Here is a 20,546-nt window from a genome sequence, read left to right as displayed (position 1 = left end):
TCAAACTTTATCCTGGTATCAGTACTGCTATAATAAGCGCATGGATGCCATCGCTCATTCCCCCGAAGATCAGCGCCGGCGCGAGCTCGGCGCCTTCCTGCGCTCGCGCCGCGAAAGGCTTTCGCCTTCGGATACGGGCATCGCCGCCGGCCAGCGGCGACGCACGCCCGGGCTGCGGCGCGAGGAAGTGGCGATGATCGCCGGCCTCGGCACGACCTGGTACACGTGGCTTGAGCAGGGCAGGGACGTGCGGCCTTCGGTCGAGGTGCTGTCGGCGCTTTGCCAGGCCCTGAGGCTCGACGCCGCCGAGCAGCGGCATTTGTTCACGCTCGCCGGCCGCCAGCAACCGGAGCGGCGGCGCATCGTTGCGGGCAAGGTCGAGGGGCCCTTGCTGCACATGCTGCAGAGCCTGGTCCTGCAGCCCGCCTATGTCGTCGGACCGCGCTGGGACGTGCTGGCCTGGAATGACGCGGCCGTCGCCATTTTCGGCGATTACGGCCTGCTGGAGGGCGATGCCCGCAACATCATCCATGGTGTCTTCACCGATCCGCGCCGGCGGCACCTTTTGGTGGATTGGGAGCAGCTGGCGCGCGCGACCCTTGCCGCGTTCCGCGCCGAGAGCGCGAAATACACCGGCGATCCTGATTTCGAGCGGCTGATCGCGCTGATGATGCGTTCAAGTCCCGAGTTCCGCGAATGGTGGCCGCAGCGCGATGTCGTGCACCGGCTCTCCGGCCTCAAGCACCTGCGGCATCCGATCGCCGGCGCGATGACGTTCGAGCATATGAGCCTGTCGATCGACGACGGTTCGGACATGCGATTGATCGTCTACACGCCGCTTGCCGAGCAGAACTCGGTTGCGAAGCTCAAGAAGCTGGTGGAGGGGCTTCCAACCGAGCGGCGCAGCGCGTAGGCGACTAGGGCAGGGTCAGCTCTTCGGCTTCAGCCCATCCAGGAACAGCTGCTCCAGGAAGCGCGCCGCGTCCTCGAAGCGGCCGTCGCCGCCGCGGTCGGCGCCGAGCACGGCGCGCACCTGGACATCGAAATCGGCATAGTGTTGCGTCGTCGCCCAGATCGAGAAGATCAGGTGCCAGGGATCCGTGCGGGCGATCTTGCCGGCGCGCATCCAGCCCTTGATGACCGTGGCCTTCTCGTCGACCAGCGTCTTCAATTCGCCCTCCAGCATCGGCCTGATGCGCGGCGCGCCCTGCAGGATCTCGTTGGCGAACAGCCGGCTTTCGCGCGGGAAGTCGCGCGCCATTTCGAGCTTCCTGCGGATATAGCTCCTGAGCTCCGTCAGCGGGTCGCCGATGTCGTCCAGCTCGCGCAGCGGCGCCAGCCAGGTGTCGAGCAGGCGCTGCATCAACGTCTCGTGAATGTCTTCCTTGCGGCGGAAGTAATAGAGAAGGTTGGGCTTCGACATGCCGGCGGCTTCGGCGATCTGGTCGATGGTCGAGCCGCGAAACCCGTTGGCGGAGAAGACTTCGAGCGCGGCTTCCAGGATCAGCTCGCGCTTTTCCTGCTGGATGCGGGTGCGGCGGGGAGCGGAGCCTTCTGTCGTGCCCGTCATCCTTGCCGGCCGTCTTCGCGTGGGCTCTCTGGACCAATTGTCTGGACCAGTTTTTCCTTGGGCTGTGGAGCGCGCTTTTTATGCCGCATTTCCGCTAGTAATCCCCTGACCGCCGGCAGGCGGCGCTAACGTTTGTCCAACCGGTCAAAAATTTGCGTAGCACGAAAACGCAGCAAAGACCAAGCGTTGGCCGCACCGAAACAGGGTTACAAGGGGAAGTCTTGGCTATGTCCAACCGGTTGAAAGTCACGCCGAACGATCTCAGCGCATTCTGGATGCCGTTCACGGCAAACCGTCAGTTCAAGCAGGCGCCGCGCATGTTCGTGTCCGCCAAGGACATGCACTACACCACCAGCGACGGCCGCAAGGTGCTCGACGGCACCGCGGGCCTGTGGTGCGTGAACGCCGGCCACTGCCGGCCGAAGATCACCGAGGCCATCCAGAGCCAGGCCGCCGAGCTCGACTATGCGCCGGCCTTCCAGATGGGCCACCCGATCGTGTTCGAGCTGGCGAACCGCCTCGTCGACATCGCGCCGAAGGGCATGGACCATGTCTTCTTCACCAATTCCGGATCGGAATCGGTCGAGACCGCGCTCAAGATGGCGATCGCCTATCACCGCGTTCGCGGCGAGGGCTCGCGCACCCGCCTGATCGGCCGCGAACGCGGCTACCATGGCGTCAACTTCGGCGGCATCTCGGTCGGCGGCATCGTGTCCAACCGCAAGATGTTCGGCACGCTGCTCGGCGGCGTCGACCATCTGCCGCACACGCATCTGCCTGAGAAGAACGCCTTCTCGAAGGGTGTGCCGGAGCATGGCGCGGAATTGGCGAACGATCTCGAGCGGCTTATCGCGCTGCATGACGCCTCGACCATCGCGGCCGTCATCGTCGAGCCGGTCGCCGGCTCCACCGGCGTCATCCTGCCGCCGAAGGGCTATCTGCAGAAGCTTCGGGAAATTTGCACGAAGCACGGCATATTGTTGATTTTCGATGAAGTGATCACCGGCTTCGGCCGCCTCGGCGCGCCGTTCGCGGCGGACTATTTCGGCGTCACGCCGGATATCATGACCACCGCCAAGGGCGTTTCCAACGGAGTCATCCCGATGGGCGCGGTGTTCGTCAAGAAGGAGATCCACGACGCCTTCATGACCGGCCCCGAGCACATGATCGAGTTCTTCCACGGCTACACCTATTCGGGCAATCCGATCGCCTGCGCCGCGGCCCTTGGCACGCTGGACACCTACAAGGAAGAGGGCCTGCTGACCCGCGGCGAGGAACTGGCGCCGTACTGGGAAGACGCGCTGCATTCGCTCAAGGGCGAGCCGCATGTCATCGACATCCGCAACATCGGCCTGATCGGCGCGATCGAACTGGCGCCGATCGCCGGCAGCCCGACCAAGCGGGCGTTCTCGGCTTTCGTGAAGGCGTTCGAGCGCGGCGCGCTGATCCGCACCACCGGCGACATCATCGCGCTGTCGCCGCCGCTGATCATCACCAAGGGCCAGATCAACGAGCTGATCGATCACGTTCGCGATGTTCTGAGGTCGATCGACTGATAAGCCGGGGCGGACATCCTTCCCGTCGAGGGGAGGGTGTCCGTGAAGCGGCTGAGCGAGGTCGGCTAACAAGCGCCGACCTCGACAGCGGCGCGGTTCAGGCCGGCTGCGCGCCGATGCCGGTCAGGATCACCCGTTTGATGTTTTCCTTGGCTTCCCGCCATTGCCGGTCGGAGAGCGACTTGCCACCGTTGAGCGTCTCGATCTGATGGCCGAAATCGGCGTAATGCTGGGTCGTGGCCCAGAGCATGTAGAGCAGATGACGCGGGTCCACCGGGTCCATCTTGCCCTCCTCGATCCAGCGCCTGATGATCTCGACGCGGCCGTCGGTCCATTCGCGCAGGGTCGATTCCATATAGTCCTGCAGCACCGGCGCGCCGTGCATCACTTCCGAGGCCCAGACCTTCGAGCCGTCCGGGTGGCGGCGCGATATTTCCATCTTGGCGTCGATATAGGCGCTGATGCCGTCCACCGGGCCGCGCGCGGCGTCGAAGCAATTGGCGGCCTGCAGCCAGATCTCGAAGATGTTCTGGACGACGGACCGGTAGAGCTCCTCTTTGGTGGCGAAATAATAGTGGAGATTTGCCTTGGGCAGCCCCGCCAGGTCGGCGATCAACTGCATCGTGGCGCCACCGAACCCGGCTTCCGCGAACACCTTTTCGGCGGCGAGCAGGATAGCTTTTTCATTCTCCCGCCTTATGTCCTGTCGCCGCATGGGACGGCTGGGTTCGGTCATGTCTCCCCCAAGATTCTCGTTGACCGCTTGGTCAGCTTGTGTAGTCTGAAAGCTGACCATACGGTCAGGATGCAAACCACTCAAGGGGCGACAAGACCCCTGGTGAAAATGGGAACCGCAAATGGCCGCACCCGGCGAAAATCTGCGAATCAATTCAGACCGTTTGTGGGATTCCATCATGGAAATGGCGAAGATCGGCCCCGGCATCGCCGGCGGCAACAATCGCCAGACCGTGACCGACGAGGATGGCGAGGGTCGCCATCTGTTCAAGCGCTGGTGCGATGCCGCCGGGCTCGAAATGGGCGTCGACGAGATGGGCACGATGTTTGCCCGCCGCGAGGGTACCGATCCCAGCCTGCCGCCCGTCTATGTCGGCAGCCACCTCGACACGCAGCCGACCGGCGGCAAATATGACGGCGTGCTCGGCGTGCTGGGCGGATTGGAAGTCGTGCGCTCGCTCAACGATCTCGGCATCAAGACGAGACATCCGATTGTCGTCACCAACTGGACGAACGAGGAAGGCGCACGCTTCGCGCCGGCCATGATGGCCTCCGGCGTGTTCGCCGGCGTGCTCGACCAGGCAGACGTCTACCAGCACGTCGACAAGGACGGCAAAAAGTTCGGCGAGGAGCTCGAGCGCATTGGCTGGAAGGGCACCGAGAAGGTCGGCGATCGCAAGATCCACGCCTTCTTCGAATTGCATATCGAGCAGGGACCGATCCTGGAGGACGAGGGCATCGACATCGGCGTCGTCACCCACGGCCAGGGCCTCAAATGGCTGCAGGTGACGCTGACCGGCAAGGAAGCGCATACCGGCTCGACGCCGATGCCGAAGCGCCGCAATGCCGGGCTCGGCATGGCGCGCGTGATCGAATTGGTGCACGAGATCGCCATGGACTACCAGCCCGACGCCGTCGGCGCGGTCGGCCACATGCAGGCCTATCCGAACTCGCGCAACATCATCGCCGGCCGCACGGTCTTCACGATCGACATCCGCTCGCCGGAGAAGGAAGTGCTCGACGCGATGGACGCGCGCATCCGCGAAGGCATCGATACGATCTGCGATGCGCTCGACATCAAATACGAGATCGAGCAGGTCGGCCATTTCGACCCGGTCACCTTCGACAAGAATTGCGTCAAGGCGATCCGCGACGCCGCCGAGCGGCTGGGCTACTCACATCGCAACATCGTCTCCGGTGCCGGCCACGACGCCTGCTGGATCAACCGCGTCGCGCCGACCGCGATGGTGATGTGCCCCTGCGTCGACGGACTCAGCCACAACGAGGCCGAGGAGATCACCAAGGAATGGGCCGCGGCGGGCGCCGACGTGCTCTTCCACGCGGTGGTCGAGACGGCGGGAATCGTCGAATGACCGATAGAGCATCTCACCATTTCACGGAACTGTGAGATGCTCTATCTCTTTGTTTCAACGCAATTTCGGACGGAAAACGCTTCACACCTTTCCTGAAATTGCTCCACACAGTCACCTCGCAACACCGCTCGCAAAGAAGCGCGAAAGAACAGGGGAACAGACAATGACCAAGGTTATCCGGAACGGCACCGTCGTGACCGCCGACCGCACGTGGAAGGCCGACGTGCTGATGCAGCACGGCAAGATCGTCGCCATCGGCTCGAACCTGCACGGCGACCATGAGTTCGACGCCACGGGCTGCTATGTCATGCCGGGCGGCATCGATCCGCACACGCATCTCGAAATGCCCTTCATGGGCACCTATTCGGCCGACGATTTCGAATCCGGCACCCGCGCGGCGCTCTCCGGCGGCACCACCATGGTGGTCGATTTCTGTCTGCCGGCGCCGCAGCAATCGCTGCTGGAAGCGCTGCAGATGTGGGACAACAAGACCTCGAAAGCGTCCTGCGATTATTCCTTCCACATGGCGATCACCTGGTGGGGCAAGCAGGTGTTCGACGAGATGGCTCAAGTCGTCGACCGGGGCATCACCTCGTTCAAGCATTTCATGGCCTATAAGGGCGCGCTGATGGTGGACGACGACGAGATGTACTCGTCGTTCCAGCGTTGCGCCGATCTCGGCGCGCTGCCGCTGGTCCATGCCGAGAATGGCGACGTGGTCGCAGCGCTCTCGCAAAAGCTTTTAGCCGCCGGCAACAACGGCCCGGAAGGCCATGCCTATTCGCGCCCGCCGGAAGTGGAGGGCGAGGCGACAAACCGCGCCATCATGATCGCCGATATGGCCGGCGTGCCGCTCTATGTCGTGCATGTCTCCTGCGAACAGAGCCATGAAGCGATCCGCCGCGCGCGCCAGAAGGGCATGCGCGTCTACGGCGAGCCGCTGATCCAGCATCTGACGCTCGACGAGACTGAATATTTCAACAAGGATTGGGACCATGCGGCGCGCCGCGTGATGAGCCCGCCCTTCCGCAGCAAGTGGCACCAGGATTCGCTGTGGGCCGGCCTGCAGGCCGGCTCGCTGCAGGTGGTGGCGACCGACCATTGCTCCTTCACGACTAGCCAAAAGCGCAACGGCATCGGCGACTTCACCAAGATCCCGAACGGCACGGGCGGTCTCGAGGACCGCCTGCCGGTTCTGTGGACGAGAGGCGTCAACACCGGACGGCTGACGATGAACGAGTTCGTCGCGGTGACCTCGACCAACATCGCCAAGATCCTCAACATGTATCCGAAGAAGGGCGCGATCGTTGAAGGCGCCGACGCAGACATCATCGTCTGGGATCCGAAGCGCAAGAAGACGATCTCGGCCAAGAAGCAGCAGTCGGTGATCGACTACAATGTCTTCGAAGGCGTCGAGGTGACCGGCCTGCCGCGCTTCGTCTTCTCGCGCGGCGAATTGTCGATCGAGGAGGCGGACGTGAAGGCCAAGGCCGGCCATGGCGAGTTCGTCGCCCGCGAGCCCAACCCGGCGGTCAACCGGGCGCTGTCGACCTGGAAGGAGATTTCCGCGCCGCGCAAGGTGGAACGCACCGGCATTCCGGCCACCGGGGTCTGACCATGCGGGCTCTTCATCCGGCGATCGCGGCGACTGCTGTGCTGGCCGCCGGCCAGGCGCTTGCCGCGGGCATCGACCTCAGCAAGCCTTATGGCGACAAATATGGCTGTATCAACCGCAACGGCCAGCAGGTCGCCGCCGACAAGATGCTGCTTTTGACCGGCAAGGAACTGATCACGGCGGCCAGCGCCTGCACCTTCAGCGACAAGCACCCCCAGGCCGACGGCTCGCTGGTGGTGACGGCGAAATGCGAGGCGGAGGGCGAAGAGGGACAGGCGCCGGCCAAGCTCACCATCAAGCGCAGTGCCAAGGATGCGAAGAAGCTGGTGGTGGCCGACGAGGACGGCAATGTGATGGGCGAAGTCGCGCGATGCAAATGACGGCGATCCCGTCTGCTTCAGGCGACCAGCGTATCCAGTTCCGGCAGCAGGACGACGCTTTCCTGTTCGTTGGGATCGGTGCGGGCAATCACCGCCGAGGAGGGCGCGTCGCTCAGATTGGCGGGCAGATGCGGCACGCCGGCCGGAATGTAGAACAGGTCGCCCGCCTTGACGACGATGTGATGCTCGAGCCGGTCGCCGTACCAGGTGTGGACTTCGCCGGAGAGCACGTAGATGGCTGTTTCGTGGCTTTCATGCATATGCGCCTTGGCGCGCGCGCCGGGCGGCATGGTGAGAAGATGCATGCAGATGCCGGACGAGCCGACGGTCTCGGCGGCGATGCCGGCGAAATAGCTCAGCCCCTGCTTGCCCTGATAGGTGCTTTCGGGGTGAACGAGATGACAGGTGGGTTTAGGCGACATCGGCAAGGCTCCGGGCGGCGTCGATCGAGTGGGACAGGACGAGTGGAAAGCAACGCTATCATAAAATCAGCCGGATTGCGGACGGCGCGGCCGCGGCCGCCTATGGCAGGCTGCAGCCAATGACCGAACAGCCGCCAGCCGTCGTTTCGGCAAGCAAGCTCGGCCTCACCTTCCAGACCAATGACGGTCCGGTGCAGGCGCTTTCCAATGTCGATCTGACCATCGGCAAGGGAGAGTTCGTTTCTTTTATCGGCCCGTCCGGTTGCGGCAAGACGACCTTGCTGCGCGTCATCGCCGACCTGGAGAAGGCGACATCCGGGACGATCTCGGTCAACGGCATGACGCCGGAGCAGGCGCGCGAGAAACGCGCCTATGGCTACGTCTTCCAGGCGGCGGCCTTGTTCCCGTGGCGCACCATCGAGCGCAATGTGGCGCTGCCGCTGGAGGTCATCGGGCTCAGCCAGGCCGAGCAGGCGGAGCGCATCAAGCGCACGATGGAGTTGGTCAATCTTTCCGGCTTCGAGAAGAAATATCCCTGGCAACTTTCCGGCGGCATGCAGCAGCGCGCATCGATCGCGCGCGCTCTCGCCTTCGATGCGGATCTGCTCTTGATGGACGAACCGTTCGGCGCGCTGGACGAGATCGTTCGCGACCATCTGAACGAGCAGCTTCTGGAGTTGTGGAAGCGGACCAACAAGACGATCTGCTTCGTCACCCATTCGATTCCCGAGGCGGTGTATCTCTCGACGCGCATCGTCGTGATGTCGCCAAGGCCGGGGCGGGTGAGTGATGTCATCGAATCGACGCTGCCGAAGGAGCGGCCGCTCGACATTCGCGAGACCCCGGAGTTCCTGGCGATCGGAGCGCGCGTGCGGGATGGCCTAAGGGCAGGGCACAGCTATGATGATTGAGGGGAGGGAGGATGAGTGCGGACGAGGCCCCCACGCCTTCGTCATCCTAGGGCGGAGCGATGCGAAGCGGAGTGCAGACCCTAGGATCAATTCCGTGACCTCGGCCGAAGCGTGCAAGCGGTCGAGAACGTCCGTCCGAGGCTTGGCACACAAAGCCCTGTTCTGCACCGCTGCGGAGCGCAGAAGTAACGGCATGGATCCTAGGGTCTGCGCTGCGTCGCTTCGCTCCTTGCTCCGCCCTAGGATGACGAAGAGTGCGGGCACAGCCGCAATGGCAACCAAGATACCCGGCCTTCGCTTCGCTCCGGCCACCCTCTCCCCGGCGGGGAGAGGGGAAAGGCGGCGCTAGATGGACTCCTTCCGCTCCAAGATCATCCCCGTTACCACCATCCTCGCCGGCGTGGTGGTGCTCTGGTACGTGTTCGCCGTCATCCTCAACGCGCCGTTCCAGCGCGATCTCGATCAACGAAGCAACGAAACGCCGGGCGCGGTCGAGTTCGTCGGCAAGACGCTGTCGCAGCCGAAGCCGACGCTGCCGGCGCCGCACCAGGTGGCGGTGAATTTCTTCGAAAACACTTTTTTGCGGTCCGTCACCTCGAACCGCAGCCTCGTCTACAACGCCTGGGTGACATTGTCCTCGACGCTGCTCGGCTTCGCCTTCGGCACGGCGCTCGGCATCGTCATCGCGGTGGGCATCGTGCATGTGGCGACGCTCGACCGCAGCCTGATGCCTTGGATCATCGCCTCGCAGACGATTCCCATCCTGGCGGTGGCGCCGATGATCATCGTGGTGCTTGCGGCGATCGGCATCACCGGCCTGATCCCGAAGGCGCTGATCTCGACCTATCTGTCGTTCTTCCCGGTCGCCGTCGGCATGGTGAAGGGCCTGCGCTCGCCCGAGCTCATGCATCTCGATTTGATGCATACCTACAATGCCAGCGCCTCGCAGATTTTCTGGAAACTGCGCGTGCCGGCCTCGGTGCCGTTCCTGTTCACCTCGATGAAGGTGGCGGTGGCGGCGAGCCTGGTCGGCGCCATCGTCGGCGAGTTGCCGACGGGTGCCGTCGCCGGCATCGGCGCGAAGCTGCTCGCGGGCGCCTATTACAGCCAGACCATCGATATCTGGTCGGCATTGGTCGCGGGTTCCGTCGTCGCCGCGCTACTGGTGATGGTGGTCGGCATCGCCGGACGCCTCGTCGACCGCGCCATGGGCGGGAGGCCGGCATGACCTGGCTGAAGTCATCATGGCAATCAGTGCTGGCAGTCGTGCTGTGCCTCGTCGCCTTTGCGCTTGGCGCAATGACGAAGCCGGAAGCAGCCGCGTTGGCGGAGCCGGCCGCGACGCTGGCCTATCCCTATATGGGCGCGAAGGGGCTAATCATCGTGCTGTTGCTCATTGCGGCGCTGGTCTCGACCGCAAGGCTGACGCCGGTCGTTGAGGCCATCGTGCTGTTCGTCGGTGCGCATGCCGCCGCCTGGCTCCTGATCAAGGGCATAGCCGGTTTCGAAGGCACGGCGCTGGCGCCATATTTCCTGCTGCTCGCCGCTGCCTGGCTGCTTGCCTGGCGCTGCGTCGCCTTGCTCTCCTCATTGCGTCCGAGCCAAAGCGCCGCAAGGAACGCATTGCGCCTGATTATCCCGGCGATCTTCGGCGCCTGGATCCTCATCATCTGGGAAGCGGTGACGCGCGGCGCCGGCATCCCCTTCATCCTTTTGCCGCCGCCGAGCGCCATCGGGGCGCGTATCGTCAATTCGCTGCCGATCCTGGGCTCGGATGTGCGGCAGACGATCTTCAAGGCGGTGCTCGTCGGCTATGTCGTCGGCAACCTTGCCGGCTTCGTCGTCGCCATCCTCGCCGACCGCGTGCCGTTCCTGCGGCGCGGGCTGCTGCCGATCGGCAACATGGTCTCGGCGCTGCCGATCATCGGCCTGGCGCCGATCATGGTCATGTGGTTCGGCTTCGACTGGCCGTCCAAGGCCGCGGTGGTCATCATCATGACCTTCTTCCCGATGCTGGTGAATACGGTCGCGGGGCTGGCGGCATCCGGCCATATGGAGCGCGACCTGATGCGCACCTATGCATCGGGCTATTGGCCGACCTTGCTGAAACTCAGGCTGCCGGCGGCGATGCCGTTCATCTTCAATGCGCTGAAGATCAACTCGACGCTGGCGCTGATCGGCGCCATCGTCGCGGAGTTCTTCGGGACGCCCGTGGTCGGCATGGGATTCCGCATCTCGACGGAAGTCGGGCGGATGAACATCGACATGGTGTGGGCCGAAATCGCAGTTGCAGCACTTGCGGGTTCGGTCTTTTATGGCGTGGTCGCTCTCGTCGAGAGAGCCGTCACATTTTGGCATCCCTCTGTCCGTGGTGGATAGGGGCGGTGGGTTTGGATGCTAACTTCAGAGGGTAATAAGATGAAAAGACTGCTGATTTCTGCTCTGGCCGGCGCCATGTCGCTGGCCGCCTTCCAGGCGATGGCCGCCGACAAGGTGACACTACAACTGAAATGGGTCACGCAGGCCCAGTTCGCCGGCTATTATGTCGCCAAGGCCAAGGGTTTCTATGACGCCGAAGGTCTCGACGTCGACATCAAGCCGGGCGGCCCGGACATCGCGCCCGAGCAGGTGATCGCCGGCGGCGGCGCCGACGTCATCGTCGACTGGATGGGCGGCGCGCTCGCCGCCCGCGACAAGGGCGTGATGCTCGTCAACATTGCCCAACCGTTCAAGAAGGCGGGCATGGAGCTGGTCTGCCCCAAGAATGGCCCGATCAAGACGGAAGCCGACTTCAAGGGCCACACGCTCGGCGTCTGGTTCTTCGGCAACGAATACCCGTTCTACGCCTGGATGAACAAGATCGGCCTCAAGACCGATGGCGGCCCGGACGGCGTGACCGTGCTCAAGCAGAGTTTCGATGTGCAGCCGCTGATCCAGAAGCAGGCCGACTGCATCTCGGTGATGACCTATAACGAATACGGTCAGGTGCTGGACGCCGGCTATAAGCCGGAAGATTTGGTCGTGTTCAACTACTCCGCCATGGGCAATGACCTTCTGGAGGACGGGCTCTATACGCTCGAGAACAAGCTCAAGGATCCGGCCTTCGAGGACAAGATGGTGCGCTTCGTGCGGGCCTCGATGAAGGGCTGGAAATATGCCACGGAGCACACCGACGAGGCGGCCGAGATCGTCGTCGATGCCGGCGGCCAGGACGAGAACCACCAGAAGTTCATGATGAAGGAAGTGGCCAAGCTGATTGACAATGCCGACGGCAAGCTGATCCCCGCCGCTTACGAGCGCACCGCCAAGGCGCTGCTCGACCAGAAGATCATCAGCAAGGAGGCGAGCGGCGCCTACACCACCGCGATCACCGACAAGGCGATCAAGTAAGCTCCGCTCTCAACTCGGAAGGTGGAAAGGGGTGGGCGACCGCCCCTTTTCGTTGGCTGAGGTAAAATAATCGTGCGCCCAGGGATACATCCGGCCTCCCAGCCGTTGAATGGGCGCATCCGCGCGCCGGGGAGCCGCGAAGGATGCTGCAATCAACGGAGGTTCTTCATGCGCATCCTATCCGTGCCGATGCTTTCGGCTTTGGCCGTTTCGACCGCCTTCCTTCTCGCATCGCCGGCGATGGCGGAGATGGTAAAGTACAAGGCGACGCTCGACGGCAGCCAGCAGAGCCCACCCGTCACCACAAAGGGCAAGGGCACAGCGACGTTAACCTTCAACACCACCAGCAAGAAGCTCAGCTGGAACGTCAAATATTCCGGCCTCAGCGGGCCGGCAGTTGCCGCTCACATCCACGGTCCGGCGGATATGGGGGCGAATGCCGATCCGGTGATCCCGTTCAAAGGCAAGCTCAAGAGTCCCATCAAGGGCTCCGCGACGCTCACCGACGCGCAGGCGGCCGATCTGGAAGCCGGCAAATACTATGTCAACGTCCACACGGCCAAGAACAAGGACGGCGAGATCCGCGGCCAGATCGAAAAGGCGATGTAGGCTGAAGCGCGGCGAACTTTGAAGGCTGGCGCGAGGAACTCGGCTTAAACTCTTGTCGGCGCTCAGCTCTTGTTGCGGATCTGCGTCAGCGTGCGGGTCGGCGTGATCGCTTCGGGATCGAGCTTGATCTCGATGATCGCCGGCTTGCCGCTGGCCAGCGCGCGTTCGAAGGCCGGCGCGAAGTCGGCGGTTTTTTCCACCGTCTCGCCATGGCCGCCATAGGCGCGGGCAAGTGCTGCAAAGTCTGGGTTCTTGAGCTCGGTGGCGACGACGCGGCTCGGATATTCCCGCTCCTGATGCATGCGGATCGTGCCGTAAATGCCGTTGTTGACGACGATCACGACGATCGGCAGGTCATACTGGACAGCCGTCGCGAACTCTTGGCCGTTCATCAGGAAGCAGCCGTCGCCGGCGAAGGCAATCACGGTGCGATCCGGGAACAATGATTTGGCGGCGACGGCGGCCGGCGTGCCGTAACCCATCGAGCCGGAGGTGGGCGCCGCTTGCGTGCCGAAGCGGCGGTTGCGATAGAAGCGATGCACCCAGGTGGCGTAGTTGCCGGCGCCGTTGGTGAGGATGGCGTCCTCCGGCAGGACCTTTCCCAGATGTTCGATGATCGGGCCCATCTGGACGGCGCCCGGGCCGGTCTGGGGCGGGGTCGACCATTCGAGATAGGCGGCATGCGCCTTTTCGATCTCGCCAGCCCAGACAGGCTTGGCGGCGGGCTTGCGCCTTGCGAACGCCTCGACGAAGGCGGCGGGTGAGGCATTGATGGCTATGGCCGGCCGGTAGACGCGGCCGAGCTCGCCGGCATCGGCATGAACATGCACCAGCGCCTGGTCGGGGTAGGGGCTTTTCAGCAACGTGTAGTCGGAAGACGGCATCTCGCCCAGGCGGCCACCGACCAAAAGCACGACGTCGGCCTGCTTGATCCGCTCTGCCAGCTTCGGATTGACGCCGATGCCGACATCGCCGGCATAGTTCGGATGGAGATGGTCGAACAGCATCTGGCGGCGGAAGGAGCAGCCGACTGGCAGCGACCAGGTCTCGGCGATCGTGCGCATCTGGGCCACGGCTTCCTCGTTCCAGCGCGTGCCGCCGAGGATGACGAACGGCCGCTTGGCGTTGGCGAGCAGCATTTGCAGCGCATCGAGCTCGGCTTCGCCCGGGCGCGTCTCGACAGGCGTGTGCGGCAGCGCTGCCGGAGCGTCGACCTCGCTGGTCAGCATGTCCTCCGGCAGCGAGATGACGACCGGGCCAGGACGGCCGGAAGTCGCGACGGCGAAGGCGCGGGTAACGAATTCGGGGATGCGCGCGGCATTGTCGATCTCGACCACCCATTTGGCGATGTCGCCGAAGAAACGCTTGTAGTCGACCTCCTGGAAGGCTTCGCGTTCCTTGGCGTGGCTGGCGACCTGGCCGATGAAGAGGATCATCGGCACCGAATCCTGCATGGCGATATGGACGCCGGCCGAGGCGTTGGTGGCACCGGGGCCGCGGGTGACGAAGCAGATGCCGGGCTTGCCGGTCAGCCGTCCCTGGCAGTCCGCCATCATCGCGGCGCCGCCTTCCTGGCGGCAGACGATGGTGCGGATCGAAGAATCATGCAGCGCGTCGAGCACCGCGAGATAGGATTCGCCCGGAACGCAGAAGATGCGGTCGGTGCCGTTCGCCTCGAGCGCCTCGACGATCAGTTGTCCACCGGTCTTCATTTCGATTTCTCCAGTTCGGCAAGGATTTCCTGCGTATGCTCGCCAAGACGCGGCGAAGGACGCTCGTAGACGAGCGGCGTGCCCGACATCACCATCGGCGCGCGCACCGAGGGCAGGCGGTTGCCGTGGCCGTCATCGAGGTCGAGCCGCATGCCGCGCGCGATCGTCTGAGGATCGTCGAACATCTGGCCGATGGTGTTGATCGGGCTTGCCGGGACGCCGGCCGCCTCGAGCTTAGCCAGCAGCGGATCGCGGTCCCAGGTAGCGAGGGTTTCGACGATCCGCTCGCGCAGTTTCACGCGGTTGGCGACGCGGGCCGGGTTGGTAGCGAAGTCCGGATTGGCGGCCAGATCGGTGAGCCCGGCCACGGCGCAGAACTTGCCGAATTGCCCGTCATTGCCGACCGCCAGGATGATGTGGCCGTCCTTCACCGGCAGCACCTCGTAAGGGGCAATGTTCATATGCGCATTGCCCATCTGCACCGGCGACTTGCCGGAGACCAGATAGTTGAGGTTCTGGTTGGCGAGCGCCGCGATCTGGCTGTCGAACAGCGCCATGTCGATGTGCTGGCCTTCGCCGGTCCTTTCGGCGTGGCGAAGTGCCGCCTGGATGGCGACCACCGAATAGAGGCCAGTGAACAGATCGGAGATGGCGACGCCGGCCTTCTGCGGCTCGCCGCCGGGCTCGCCGGTGATCGACATCATGCCGGCCATGGCCTGGATGATGAAATCGTAACCCGCGCGCGGCGCATAGGGGCCGTCCTGCCCGAAGCCGGTGATCGAGCAATAGACGAGGCGCGGATTGATCGCCTTCAGGCTTTCATGGTCGAGGCCGTATTTCTTCAGGCCGCCGAGCTTGAAGTTCTCGATCAGCACGTCGGCGGTGGCGACCAGCTTGCGCAGCGTCTCGGCGCCCTCGGGCTTGGAAAAGTCGACGGCGATCGAACGCTTGCCGCGGTTGCAGGAATGATAATAAGCGGCCGAGAGGTTATCGCCGTCATGGCTGATGACGAAGGGCGGACCCCATTTGCGGGTATCGTCGCCGCCATCCGGGCTCTCGACCTTGATGACATCGGCGCCGAGATCGGCGAGCAACTGCCCGGCCCAGGGACCGGCCAGGATGCGGGCGAGTTCGATAACGCGGATGCCTTTCAGCGGAGGTTCGGCCATGGATCACCGTGGTTAAACAAAGCGCAGCCTCTAGCAATCGGGGCCGCCCGTGTCACGACCCATGCGATAGGCCACCGCGTCAGGATTTCAGCACCCTGTCAGCCCAAGCGGCAAAATCGTTCATGACGGTGTCGCGGTTGATCTCGTTCAGGCTTTCATGGCGGGTTTCCGGGTAAACCTTTGAAACCAGATTCGAAAAGCCCATCGCCCGCATGCGCTTTGCCAGGTGATGGACGGCCTTGCCGTAGTCCGACGCGGGATCCTTCTCCCCGCCGACAAGGTTGACGGGGAGATCGCGCCGGACGCCGGCGAAACTGGAATCCTTGCCGGCGTGCTGCGCCAAGTTGACCACATCGCGCCACATCGAGATGGAGGCATCCCAGCCGCAGAGCGGATCGGCGACATAGTTGTCGACCTCGACGGGATCGCGCGACAGCCAATCGAACAGGGTCCGGTGGTTGGGCACCGCCTTGCCCCAAGCTTGGAAAGTGAGCTTGGGCAGAAGCCGCGACGGCACGTCGGAGCCCAGCCGCATCCGCTCCCAACCGAGGATGAGCAGCGCCAACTGGCCGAGCAGGCCTTGCGAGAAATTGCCGTTCCAGATCGCGGCAGCATGGATGCGTTGCGAGTGGCGCAGGACAAAGTTCAGCGTTACCGAGGCGCCGAGCGAATGTCCAAAAGCGATCACCGGCAGGCCTGGGCGTTCCCCTGCGATCAGATCGTGCACGGCGTTGACATCCGCGATCACCTTGGCGAGGCCGTCCACGTCCGCGAACTTGCCGAGCGGCGCGTCGGGCGCCTTCGTCGCGCCATGGCCACGATGGTCATGGGCGTAGACGTGGAAACCTCTTTGGCTGAGGAAGTCGGCAAAGCGGGCATAGCGCGCCGCATGCTCGGCTAGGCCGTGATTGATCTGGACCACGGCGCGCGGACGTCCCGCGGCTTCTTTCACATACAGATTGAGCTCGGCCCCGGTCGGTGAGGCCAGGCTGGTTTGCTTGTCGAATGGCATGTCCGACTCCAAACCCCTAGAGATAGAGCATGATGGCGCCCGAAAACCGCTTCACACTTTTCGGCATCATGCTCTGGTCGATTGTTGGGCGAGGGCTTTGCCCGCGTCAAGTGGACGAGCGCGCTTGCGGACACGCCGATGAAAGCGCTCAGCTGGGGATTGTTTTTTCGCGCGACGAAAAAGATCGCAATTCTGACACGTCGACTGTTCTAGTGTGACGAATCCAATACGGTTCAATGATCGCGGGGAGAGCGGGATGCGGGTTTGGGCATTGTGGGGTTCGATGGTGCTGGCTCTCGCCGGTGCCGGGGCGGCGCATGCCGACGTGAAGATGAGCGGGACCTTCGTGTCCGACAGCGCCTGTCCGGCGACGCAGGCCATCAAGAGCGGCAAGAACCCAGGCAATATCTCGACGCAGGCCGGGCAGAGCTACGATCTCCTTGCCGGCAACAAGGACGAGCCCACCCACTACCTTATCCAGGTGCCGGGCGCCGATCCCGAGCGGCGCTGGGTGAAGATCAGCTGCGGCCATGTCAGCGGCGGCAGCGCTTCCGCCACGCCAGCGCCCTCCAGCCAGACAAAGCCGTCGTCAGCCTCCGGAAAACCCGAATATGTCTTTGCGCTGAGCTGGCAGCCGGCTTTCTGCGAGACCAAGGCGAGCAAGTCCGAATGCAAGGCCCAGAGCCCGAGCGAGTTCGACGCCTCGCACTTCACGCTGCATGGGTTGTGGCCGCAGCCGAACGGCAATTTCTATTGCCAGGTGTCTGCAGGCGACAAGGCCAATGACAATCCGGCGCATTGGGGAGACCTGCCGCCGGTCGATCTCGACGCAAAAACGCGCGCCGAGCTCGACCAGGTGATGCCGGGCACGGCGTCCAAGCTCGAGCGGCACGAATGGATCAAGCACGGCACCTGCTACGGCAAGAACCAGCAGGAATATTTCTCGGACGCGCTCAATCTGATGCGTGCCGTGAACGCTTCCGAGGTGCGCGATCTCTTCAACAAGAACATCGGCAAACAATTGACCTCGGACCAGATCCGCGGCGCCTTCAACGAAGCCTTCGGCGCGGGTGCGGGCGACCGGGTGCGCGTGTCCTGCCTGGTCGACCCGTCGAGCGGCCGGCGCATGATCGGCGAAATCACGCTCGGCCTGTCCGGCCCGATCGGCCCCGACAGCAAGCTCGCCGATCTCTTGATGGCGTCCGCCCCGACAGCCAAAGCCGGTTGCCCGAAGGGCACGGTCGACGCGATCGGCTTCCAGTAGGCGGAAGTTACTTGGTCAGGTCGTTTCCGGTCACGCTGATCTTTTCAGGCTGATCGGGGGCCACCCGCAGGATGATCGCCTCGCTGCCGGGTTCGCCGACCGGTCGCGGCCGCTGAGCTTGGCCTTGTAGAGGCCTGGTCGGGTGGCGCAGACCGGCGAATGCGCGTGGATTGGCCGTTTCGCGCCGAAAGCGATTGCCGTTGGGCGCTTCATCGCCTACATAGCGCCCAACCCCCATCCACTTGACACTTCAGTTTCCAGGGAAAGCGCGCGTGGCTCGCCAGTTCATCTATCACATGTCCGGCCTGTCGAAGGCCTACGGCACCAAGAAGGTGCTTGATAACGTTCACCTGTCCTTCTATCCGGATGCCAAGATCGGCATTCTCGGCCCGAACGGCTCGGGCAAGTCGACGATCCTGCGCATCATGGCCGGGCTCGACAAGGAATTCCAGGGCGAGGCGTGGCTGGCCGAGGGCGCCACCGTCGGCTACCTGGCGCAGGAGCCGCAGCTCGACAACACCAAGACCGTGCGTGAAAACGTCATGGACGGCGTCGCCAGGAAGACCGCCATCATCGAGCGCTACAACGAGCTTATGATGAACTATTCCGACGAGACGGCCGACGAGTCGGCCAAGCTCCAGGACGACATGGACCGCCTCAATCTTTGGGACCTCGAACAGCAGGTCGAGATGGCGATGGATGCGCTGCAGTGCCCGCCGGCGGACTCCGAAGTGACCAACCTGTCGGGCGGCGAGCGCCGCCGCGTGGCGCTGTGCCGGCTGCTGCTTGAGCAGCCCGACCTCTTGCTGCTCGACGAGCCGACCAACCATCTCGACGCCGAGACCACACAATGGCTGGAAAAGCACCTGCGCGATTATCCCGGCTCGGTGCTGATCATCACCCACGACCGCTACTTCCTGGACAACGTTACCGGCTGGATCCTCGAGCTCGATCGCGGCCGCGGCATCCCTTACGAGGGCAACTACACCAAATATCTCGACGCCAAGGCCAAGCGCCTGATCCAGGAAGGCCGCGAGGACGACGCCCGCCAGAAGTCGATCTGGCGCGAGCGCGAGTGGATCCAATCCTCGCCCAAGGCGCGCCAGACCAAGTCCAAGGCGCGTATCAAGGCCTATGAAGAACTGGTCGAGCAGTCGCAGAGCCGCAAGCCGACCGACACCCAGATCGTCATCCCGGCGAGCGAGCGACTCGGCAACCTCGTCATCGAGGTCGAAGGCCTCAGCAAGGGCTTCGGCGACGAGCTCCTGATCGAGGATCTGTCGTTCAAGCTGCCGCCGGGCGGCATCGTCGGCGTCATCGGCCCGAACGGCGCCGGCAAGACGACGCTGTTCAAGATGATCACCGGCCAGGAAACGCCGGATGCCGGGTCGATCCGCAAGGGCGAGACCGTGCGGCTCGGCTATGTCGACCAGAGCCGTGATGCGCTCGACCCGAACAAGACGGTGTGGGAAGAGATTTCGGGCGGCGCCGAGGTGATCAAGCTCGGCAAGCACGAGGTCAACAGCCGTGCCTATTGCTCGTCCTTCAACTTCCGCGGCGGCGACCAGCAGCAGAAGGTCGGCAACCTGTCAGGCGGCCAGCGCAACCGCGTCCACCTGGCCAAGATGCTGAAGGGCGGCGGCAACGTGCTGCTGCTCGACGAGCCGACCAACGACCTCGACACCGAGACGCTGAGCGCGCTGGAAGACGCGCTCGAAGCCTATGCCGGCTGCGCCGTCATCATCAGCCACGACCGCATGTTCCTCGACCGCATGGCCACCCACATGCTCGCCTTCGAGGGTGACGCCCATGTCGAATGGTTCGAAGGCAATTTCGAGGAATACGAGAAGGACAAGCTGCGCCGCCTCGGCGCCGAAGCGGCGACCCCGCACCGCATGACGCACAAGCGGCTGACGCGGTAGCATCGGTCCGGAGGGGCGGCGAACAGAGCGAGGTTCTGACATGGCTGACTGGTCCGCCGCCCAATATCTGAAGTTCGAGGACGAGCGCACGCGGCCCGCGCGCGATCTGGTTGCGCAGGTACCGGTCGATTTTCCGCGCTGCGTCGTCGATATCGGCTGCGGTCCGGGCAACTCGACCGAGCTTCTGGTCGAGCGCTGGCCGGATGCCCAGGTGAGCGGCTTCGACACCTCGCCGGACATGATCGAGAAGGCGCGGGTGCGGCTGCCGAGTGTCAATTTCGAATTGGCGGATGCCGCCGGATGGCAACCCGAGCATCCCGTCGACGTCATCTTCGCCAACGCCGTCTTCCAGTGGTTGCCGGAGCATCCGGCCGTGTTCCAGCGGCTGACGGGGGTTTTGGCGCCGGGTGGCGCCCTGGCCGTGCAGATGCCGGACAATCTCGGCGAGCCCTCGCATCAACTGATGCGCGAGACCGCGGCGGAAGCGCCGTTCGCAGCCAAGCTCAAGGGCGCCGCGCGCGGGCCGCTGCCGCCGGTGTCCTTCTATTACGATCTTCTGTCGCCGCTCGCCGACCGGCTCGACATCTGGCACACGATCTATAACCATCCGCTGGCCGATGCCGAAGCGATCGTCGAATGGGTCAAGGCGACGGGGCTGAAGCCCTTTCTCGATCCGCTCGATGAGGATGAGAAGGTGCTATTTCTCGAAAGCTACACCGCCAAGATCGCCAAGGCCTATCCGAAGACGGCGAACGGCAAGGTGCTGCTGCGCTTCCCACGGATCTTCATCGTCGCCAAACGAGCTTGAGCATCCACCAATTGAATGCCAGCGGCGGTTGTCGAATTAAGCTGGAATAAACCGGGCAAATGCGACAAGTGTAGCGCCTCGCCTCGGCACACCTTGCC

At 63.8% G+C, this 20,546-nt stretch carries 20 protein-coding genes; 14 read left to right on the top strand and 6 right to left on the bottom strand.

From position 1 onward, the window contains the following. Positions 1 to 40 precede the first annotated feature (40 nt). Positions 41 to 913 (top strand): helix-turn-helix transcriptional regulator, encoded by an 873-nt coding sequence (locus FJW06_RS10705; RefSeq protein ID WP_140751344.1) that lies wholly within the window; start codon positions 41 to 43, stop codon positions 911 to 913. Between the two features lie 15 nt (positions 914 to 928). Here FJW06_RS10705 and FJW06_RS10700 read toward each other — a convergent pair whose 3' ends face one another. Further along, positions 929 to 1,570 (bottom strand): TetR family transcriptional regulator C-terminal domain-containing protein, encoded by a 642-nt coding sequence (locus tag FJW06_RS10700; protein ID WP_140751342.1) that lies wholly within the window; start codon positions 1,568 to 1,570, stop codon positions 929 to 931. Between the two features lie 227 nt (positions 1,571 to 1,797). On the opposite strand from FJW06_RS10700, the gene FJW06_RS10695 reads away from it, so the two are divergent. Beyond that, positions 1,798 to 3,126 carry an aspartate aminotransferase family protein gene (locus FJW06_RS10695; RefSeq protein ID WP_140751340.1) on the top strand — a complete coding sequence of 443 codons (1,329 nt, stop codon included), beginning with the start codon at positions 1,798 to 1,800 and terminating at the stop codon, positions 3,124 to 3,126. 97 nt (positions 3,127 to 3,223) lie between these two features. On the opposite strand, the gene FJW06_RS10690 is transcribed toward FJW06_RS10695, so the two are convergent. After that, on the bottom strand, positions 3,224 to 3,862 hold the full coding sequence (locus FJW06_RS10690; protein ID WP_140706439.1) for a TetR/AcrR family transcriptional regulator: 639 nt from the start codon (positions 3,860 to 3,862) through the stop codon (positions 3,224 to 3,226). Between the two features lie 121 nt (positions 3,863 to 3,983). Here FJW06_RS10690 and FJW06_RS10685 point away from each other — a divergent pair, with 121 nt between their 5' ends. From FJW06_RS10685 to FJW06_RS10675, 3 genes are all read left to right on the top strand, one after another. Then, positions 3,984 to 5,234, top strand: a complete 1,251-nt coding sequence (locus FJW06_RS10685) for a Zn-dependent hydrolase (RefSeq protein WP_041007891.1) — start codon at positions 3,984 to 3,986, stop codon at positions 5,232 to 5,234. A 163-nt stretch (positions 5,235 to 5,397) separates the two neighbouring features. Next, complete coding sequence (gene hydA / locus FJW06_RS10680) at positions 5,398 to 6,849, top strand: dihydropyrimidinase (RefSeq protein ID WP_140751338.1); 1,452 nt, start codon at positions 5,398 to 5,400, stop codon at positions 6,847 to 6,849. 2 nt (positions 6,850 to 6,851) lie between these two features. Continuing rightward, the gene (locus FJW06_RS10675; protein ID WP_140751336.1) at positions 6,852 to 7,229 is read left to right on the top strand and encodes a hypothetical protein; all 378 of its coding nucleotides are present in this window, start codon (positions 6,852 to 6,854) and stop codon (positions 7,227 to 7,229) included. A 17-nt stretch (positions 7,230 to 7,246) separates the two neighbouring features. Here the strand turns inward: FJW06_RS10675 and FJW06_RS10670 are convergent, their stop codons facing one another. Beyond that, a complete protein-coding gene (locus FJW06_RS10670; protein WP_181178212.1) occupies positions 7,247 to 7,657 on the bottom strand; it encodes a cupin domain-containing protein in 411 nt (136 codons plus the stop codon). A 113-nt stretch (positions 7,658 to 7,770) separates the two neighbouring features. Between FJW06_RS10670 and FJW06_RS10665 the strand changes: the two genes are divergently transcribed. The 5 genes from FJW06_RS10665 (at position 7,771) to FJW06_RS10640 (ending at position 12,561) form a co-directional block, all read left to right on the top strand. Continuing rightward, the gene (locus FJW06_RS10665; RefSeq protein WP_140751332.1) at positions 7,771 to 8,562 is read left to right on the top strand and encodes an ABC transporter ATP-binding protein; all 792 of its coding nucleotides are present in this window, start codon (positions 7,771 to 7,773) and stop codon (positions 8,560 to 8,562) included. Between the two features lie 349 nt (positions 8,563 to 8,911). Then, positions 8,912 to 9,790 (top strand): ABC transporter permease, encoded by an 879-nt coding sequence (locus FJW06_RS10655; protein ID WP_140751328.1) that lies wholly within the window; start codon positions 8,912 to 8,914, stop codon positions 9,788 to 9,790. After that, a complete protein-coding gene (locus FJW06_RS10650; RefSeq protein WP_140751326.1) occupies positions 9,787 to 10,941 on the top strand; it encodes an ABC transporter permease in 1,155 nt (384 codons plus the stop codon). Before FJW06_RS10655 ends, FJW06_RS10650 begins: the two co-directional genes overlap by 4 nt. A gap of 39 nt (positions 10,942 to 10,980) precedes the next feature. Next, a complete protein-coding gene (locus tag FJW06_RS10645) occupies positions 10,981 to 11,952 on the top strand; it encodes an ABC transporter substrate-binding protein (RefSeq protein WP_140751324.1) in 972 nt (323 codons plus the stop codon). Between the two features lie 168 nt (positions 11,953 to 12,120). After that, positions 12,121 to 12,561 carry a CHRD domain-containing protein gene (locus FJW06_RS10640; protein WP_140751322.1) on the top strand — a complete coding sequence of 147 codons (441 nt, stop codon included), beginning with the start codon at positions 12,121 to 12,123 and terminating at the stop codon, positions 12,559 to 12,561. Positions 12,562 to 12,623: 62 nt separating this feature from the next. Here FJW06_RS10640 and FJW06_RS10635 read toward each other — a convergent pair whose 3' ends face one another. The 3 genes from FJW06_RS10635 to FJW06_RS10625 form a co-directional block, all read right to left on the bottom strand. Continuing rightward, positions 12,624 to 14,273 carry a thiamine pyrophosphate-binding protein gene (locus tag FJW06_RS10635; protein ID WP_140751320.1) on the bottom strand — a complete coding sequence of 550 codons (1,650 nt, stop codon included), beginning with the start codon at positions 14,271 to 14,273 and terminating at the stop codon, positions 12,624 to 12,626. Then, positions 14,270 to 15,442: a CaiB/BaiF CoA-transferase family protein gene (locus FJW06_RS10630; protein ID WP_140751318.1), complete on the bottom strand. Its 1,173-nt coding sequence runs from the start codon at positions 15,440 to 15,442 to the stop codon at positions 14,270 to 14,272. The genes FJW06_RS10635 and FJW06_RS10630 overlap by 4 nt, the downstream gene beginning before the upstream one ends. 79 nt (positions 15,443 to 15,521) lie before the next feature. Next, positions 15,522 to 16,454, bottom strand: coding sequence for an alpha/beta hydrolase (locus FJW06_RS10625; RefSeq protein ID WP_140751316.1), 933 nt, complete (start codon positions 16,452 to 16,454; stop codon positions 15,522 to 15,524). A gap of 29 nt (positions 16,455 to 16,483) precedes the next feature. On the opposite strand from FJW06_RS10625, the gene FJW06_RS10620 reads away from it, so the two are divergent. The 4 genes from FJW06_RS10620 (at position 16,484) to tam (ending at position 20,448) form a co-directional block, all read left to right on the top strand. Further along, positions 16,484 to 16,672, top strand: coding sequence for a hypothetical protein (locus FJW06_RS10620; RefSeq protein WP_140751314.1), 189 nt, complete (start codon positions 16,484 to 16,486; stop codon positions 16,670 to 16,672). 38 nt (positions 16,673 to 16,710) lie between these two features. Next, the gene (locus FJW06_RS10615; RefSeq protein WP_140751312.1) at positions 16,711 to 17,718 is read left to right on the top strand and encodes a ribonuclease; all 1,008 of its coding nucleotides are present in this window, start codon (positions 16,711 to 16,713) and stop codon (positions 17,716 to 17,718) included. Between the two features lie 272 nt (positions 17,719 to 17,990). Continuing rightward, complete coding sequence (gene ettA, locus FJW06_RS10610) at positions 17,991 to 19,640, top strand: energy-dependent translational throttle protein EttA (RefSeq protein WP_140751310.1); 1,650 nt, start codon at positions 17,991 to 17,993, stop codon at positions 19,638 to 19,640. Positions 19,641 to 19,680: 40 nt separating this feature from the next. Then, positions 19,681 to 20,448: a trans-aconitate 2-methyltransferase gene (gene tam / locus FJW06_RS10605; protein WP_140751308.1), complete on the top strand. Its 768-nt coding sequence runs from the start codon at positions 19,681 to 19,683 to the stop codon at positions 20,446 to 20,448. The last annotated feature ends 98 nt before the right edge of the window (positions 20,449 to 20,546 follow it).

This window comes from Mesorhizobium sp. B4-1-3, assembly GCF_006439355.1.
Classification (GTDB): domain Bacteria; phylum Pseudomonadota; class Alphaproteobacteria; order Rhizobiales; family Rhizobiaceae; genus Mesorhizobium.
The sequence above is the reverse complement of the archived record's forward strand: the minus strand, read 5'-3'. Positions and strand labels throughout refer to the sequence as shown.

Coding starts and splice junctions, on each gene's coding strand:
- FJW06_RS10645 (WP_140751324.1), top strand. CDS start 10,981: ATGAAAAGACTGCTGATTTCTGCTCTGGCCGGCGCCATGTCGCTGGCC.
- FJW06_RS10665 (WP_140751332.1), top strand. CDS start 7,771: ATGACCGAACAGCCGCCAGCCGTCGTTTCGGCAAGCAAGCTCGGCCTC.
- hydA (WP_140751338.1), top strand. CDS start 5,398: ATGACCAAGGTTATCCGGAACGGCACCGTCGTGACCGCCGACCGCACG.
- FJW06_RS10650 (WP_140751326.1), top strand. CDS start 9,787: ATGACCTGGCTGAAGTCATCATGGCAATCAGTGCTGGCAGTCGTGCTG.
- FJW06_RS10685 (WP_041007891.1), top strand. CDS start 3,984: ATGGCCGCACCCGGCGAAAATCTGCGAATCAATTCAGACCGTTTGTGG.
- FJW06_RS10675 (WP_140751336.1), top strand. CDS start 6,852: ATGCGGGCTCTTCATCCGGCGATCGCGGCGACTGCTGTGCTGGCCGCC.
- FJW06_RS10690 (WP_140706439.1), bottom strand. CDS start 3,862: ATGACCGAACCCAGCCGTCCCATGCGGCGACAGGACATAAGGCGGGAG.
- tam (WP_140751308.1), top strand. CDS start 19,681: ATGGCTGACTGGTCCGCCGCCCAATATCTGAAGTTCGAGGACGAGCGC.
- FJW06_RS10630 (WP_140751318.1), bottom strand. CDS start 15,442: ATGGCCGAACCTCCGCTGAAAGGCATCCGCGTTATCGAACTCGCCCGC.
- FJW06_RS10625 (WP_140751316.1), bottom strand. CDS start 16,454: ATGCCATTCGACAAGCAAACCAGCCTGGCCTCACCGACCGGGGCCGAG.
- FJW06_RS10700 (WP_140751342.1), bottom strand. CDS start 1,570: ATGACGGGCACGACAGAAGGCTCCGCTCCCCGCCGCACCCGCATCCAG.
- FJW06_RS10640 (WP_140751322.1), top strand. CDS start 12,121: ATGCGCATCCTATCCGTGCCGATGCTTTCGGCTTTGGCCGTTTCGACC.
- FJW06_RS10705 (WP_140751344.1), top strand. CDS start 41: ATGGATGCCATCGCTCATTCCCCCGAAGATCAGCGCCGGCGCGAGCTC.
- FJW06_RS10695 (WP_140751340.1), top strand. CDS start 1,798: ATGTCCAACCGGTTGAAAGTCACGCCGAACGATCTCAGCGCATTCTGG.
- FJW06_RS10635 (WP_140751320.1), bottom strand. CDS start 14,273: ATGAAGACCGGTGGACAACTGATCGTCGAGGCGCTCGAGGCGAACGGC.
- FJW06_RS10655 (WP_140751328.1), top strand. CDS start 8,912: ATGGACTCCTTCCGCTCCAAGATCATCCCCGTTACCACCATCCTCGCC.
- FJW06_RS10615 (WP_140751312.1), top strand. CDS start 16,711: ATGCGGGTTTGGGCATTGTGGGGTTCGATGGTGCTGGCTCTCGCCGGT.
- FJW06_RS10620 (WP_140751314.1), top strand. CDS start 16,484: ATGATGGCGCCCGAAAACCGCTTCACACTTTTCGGCATCATGCTCTGG.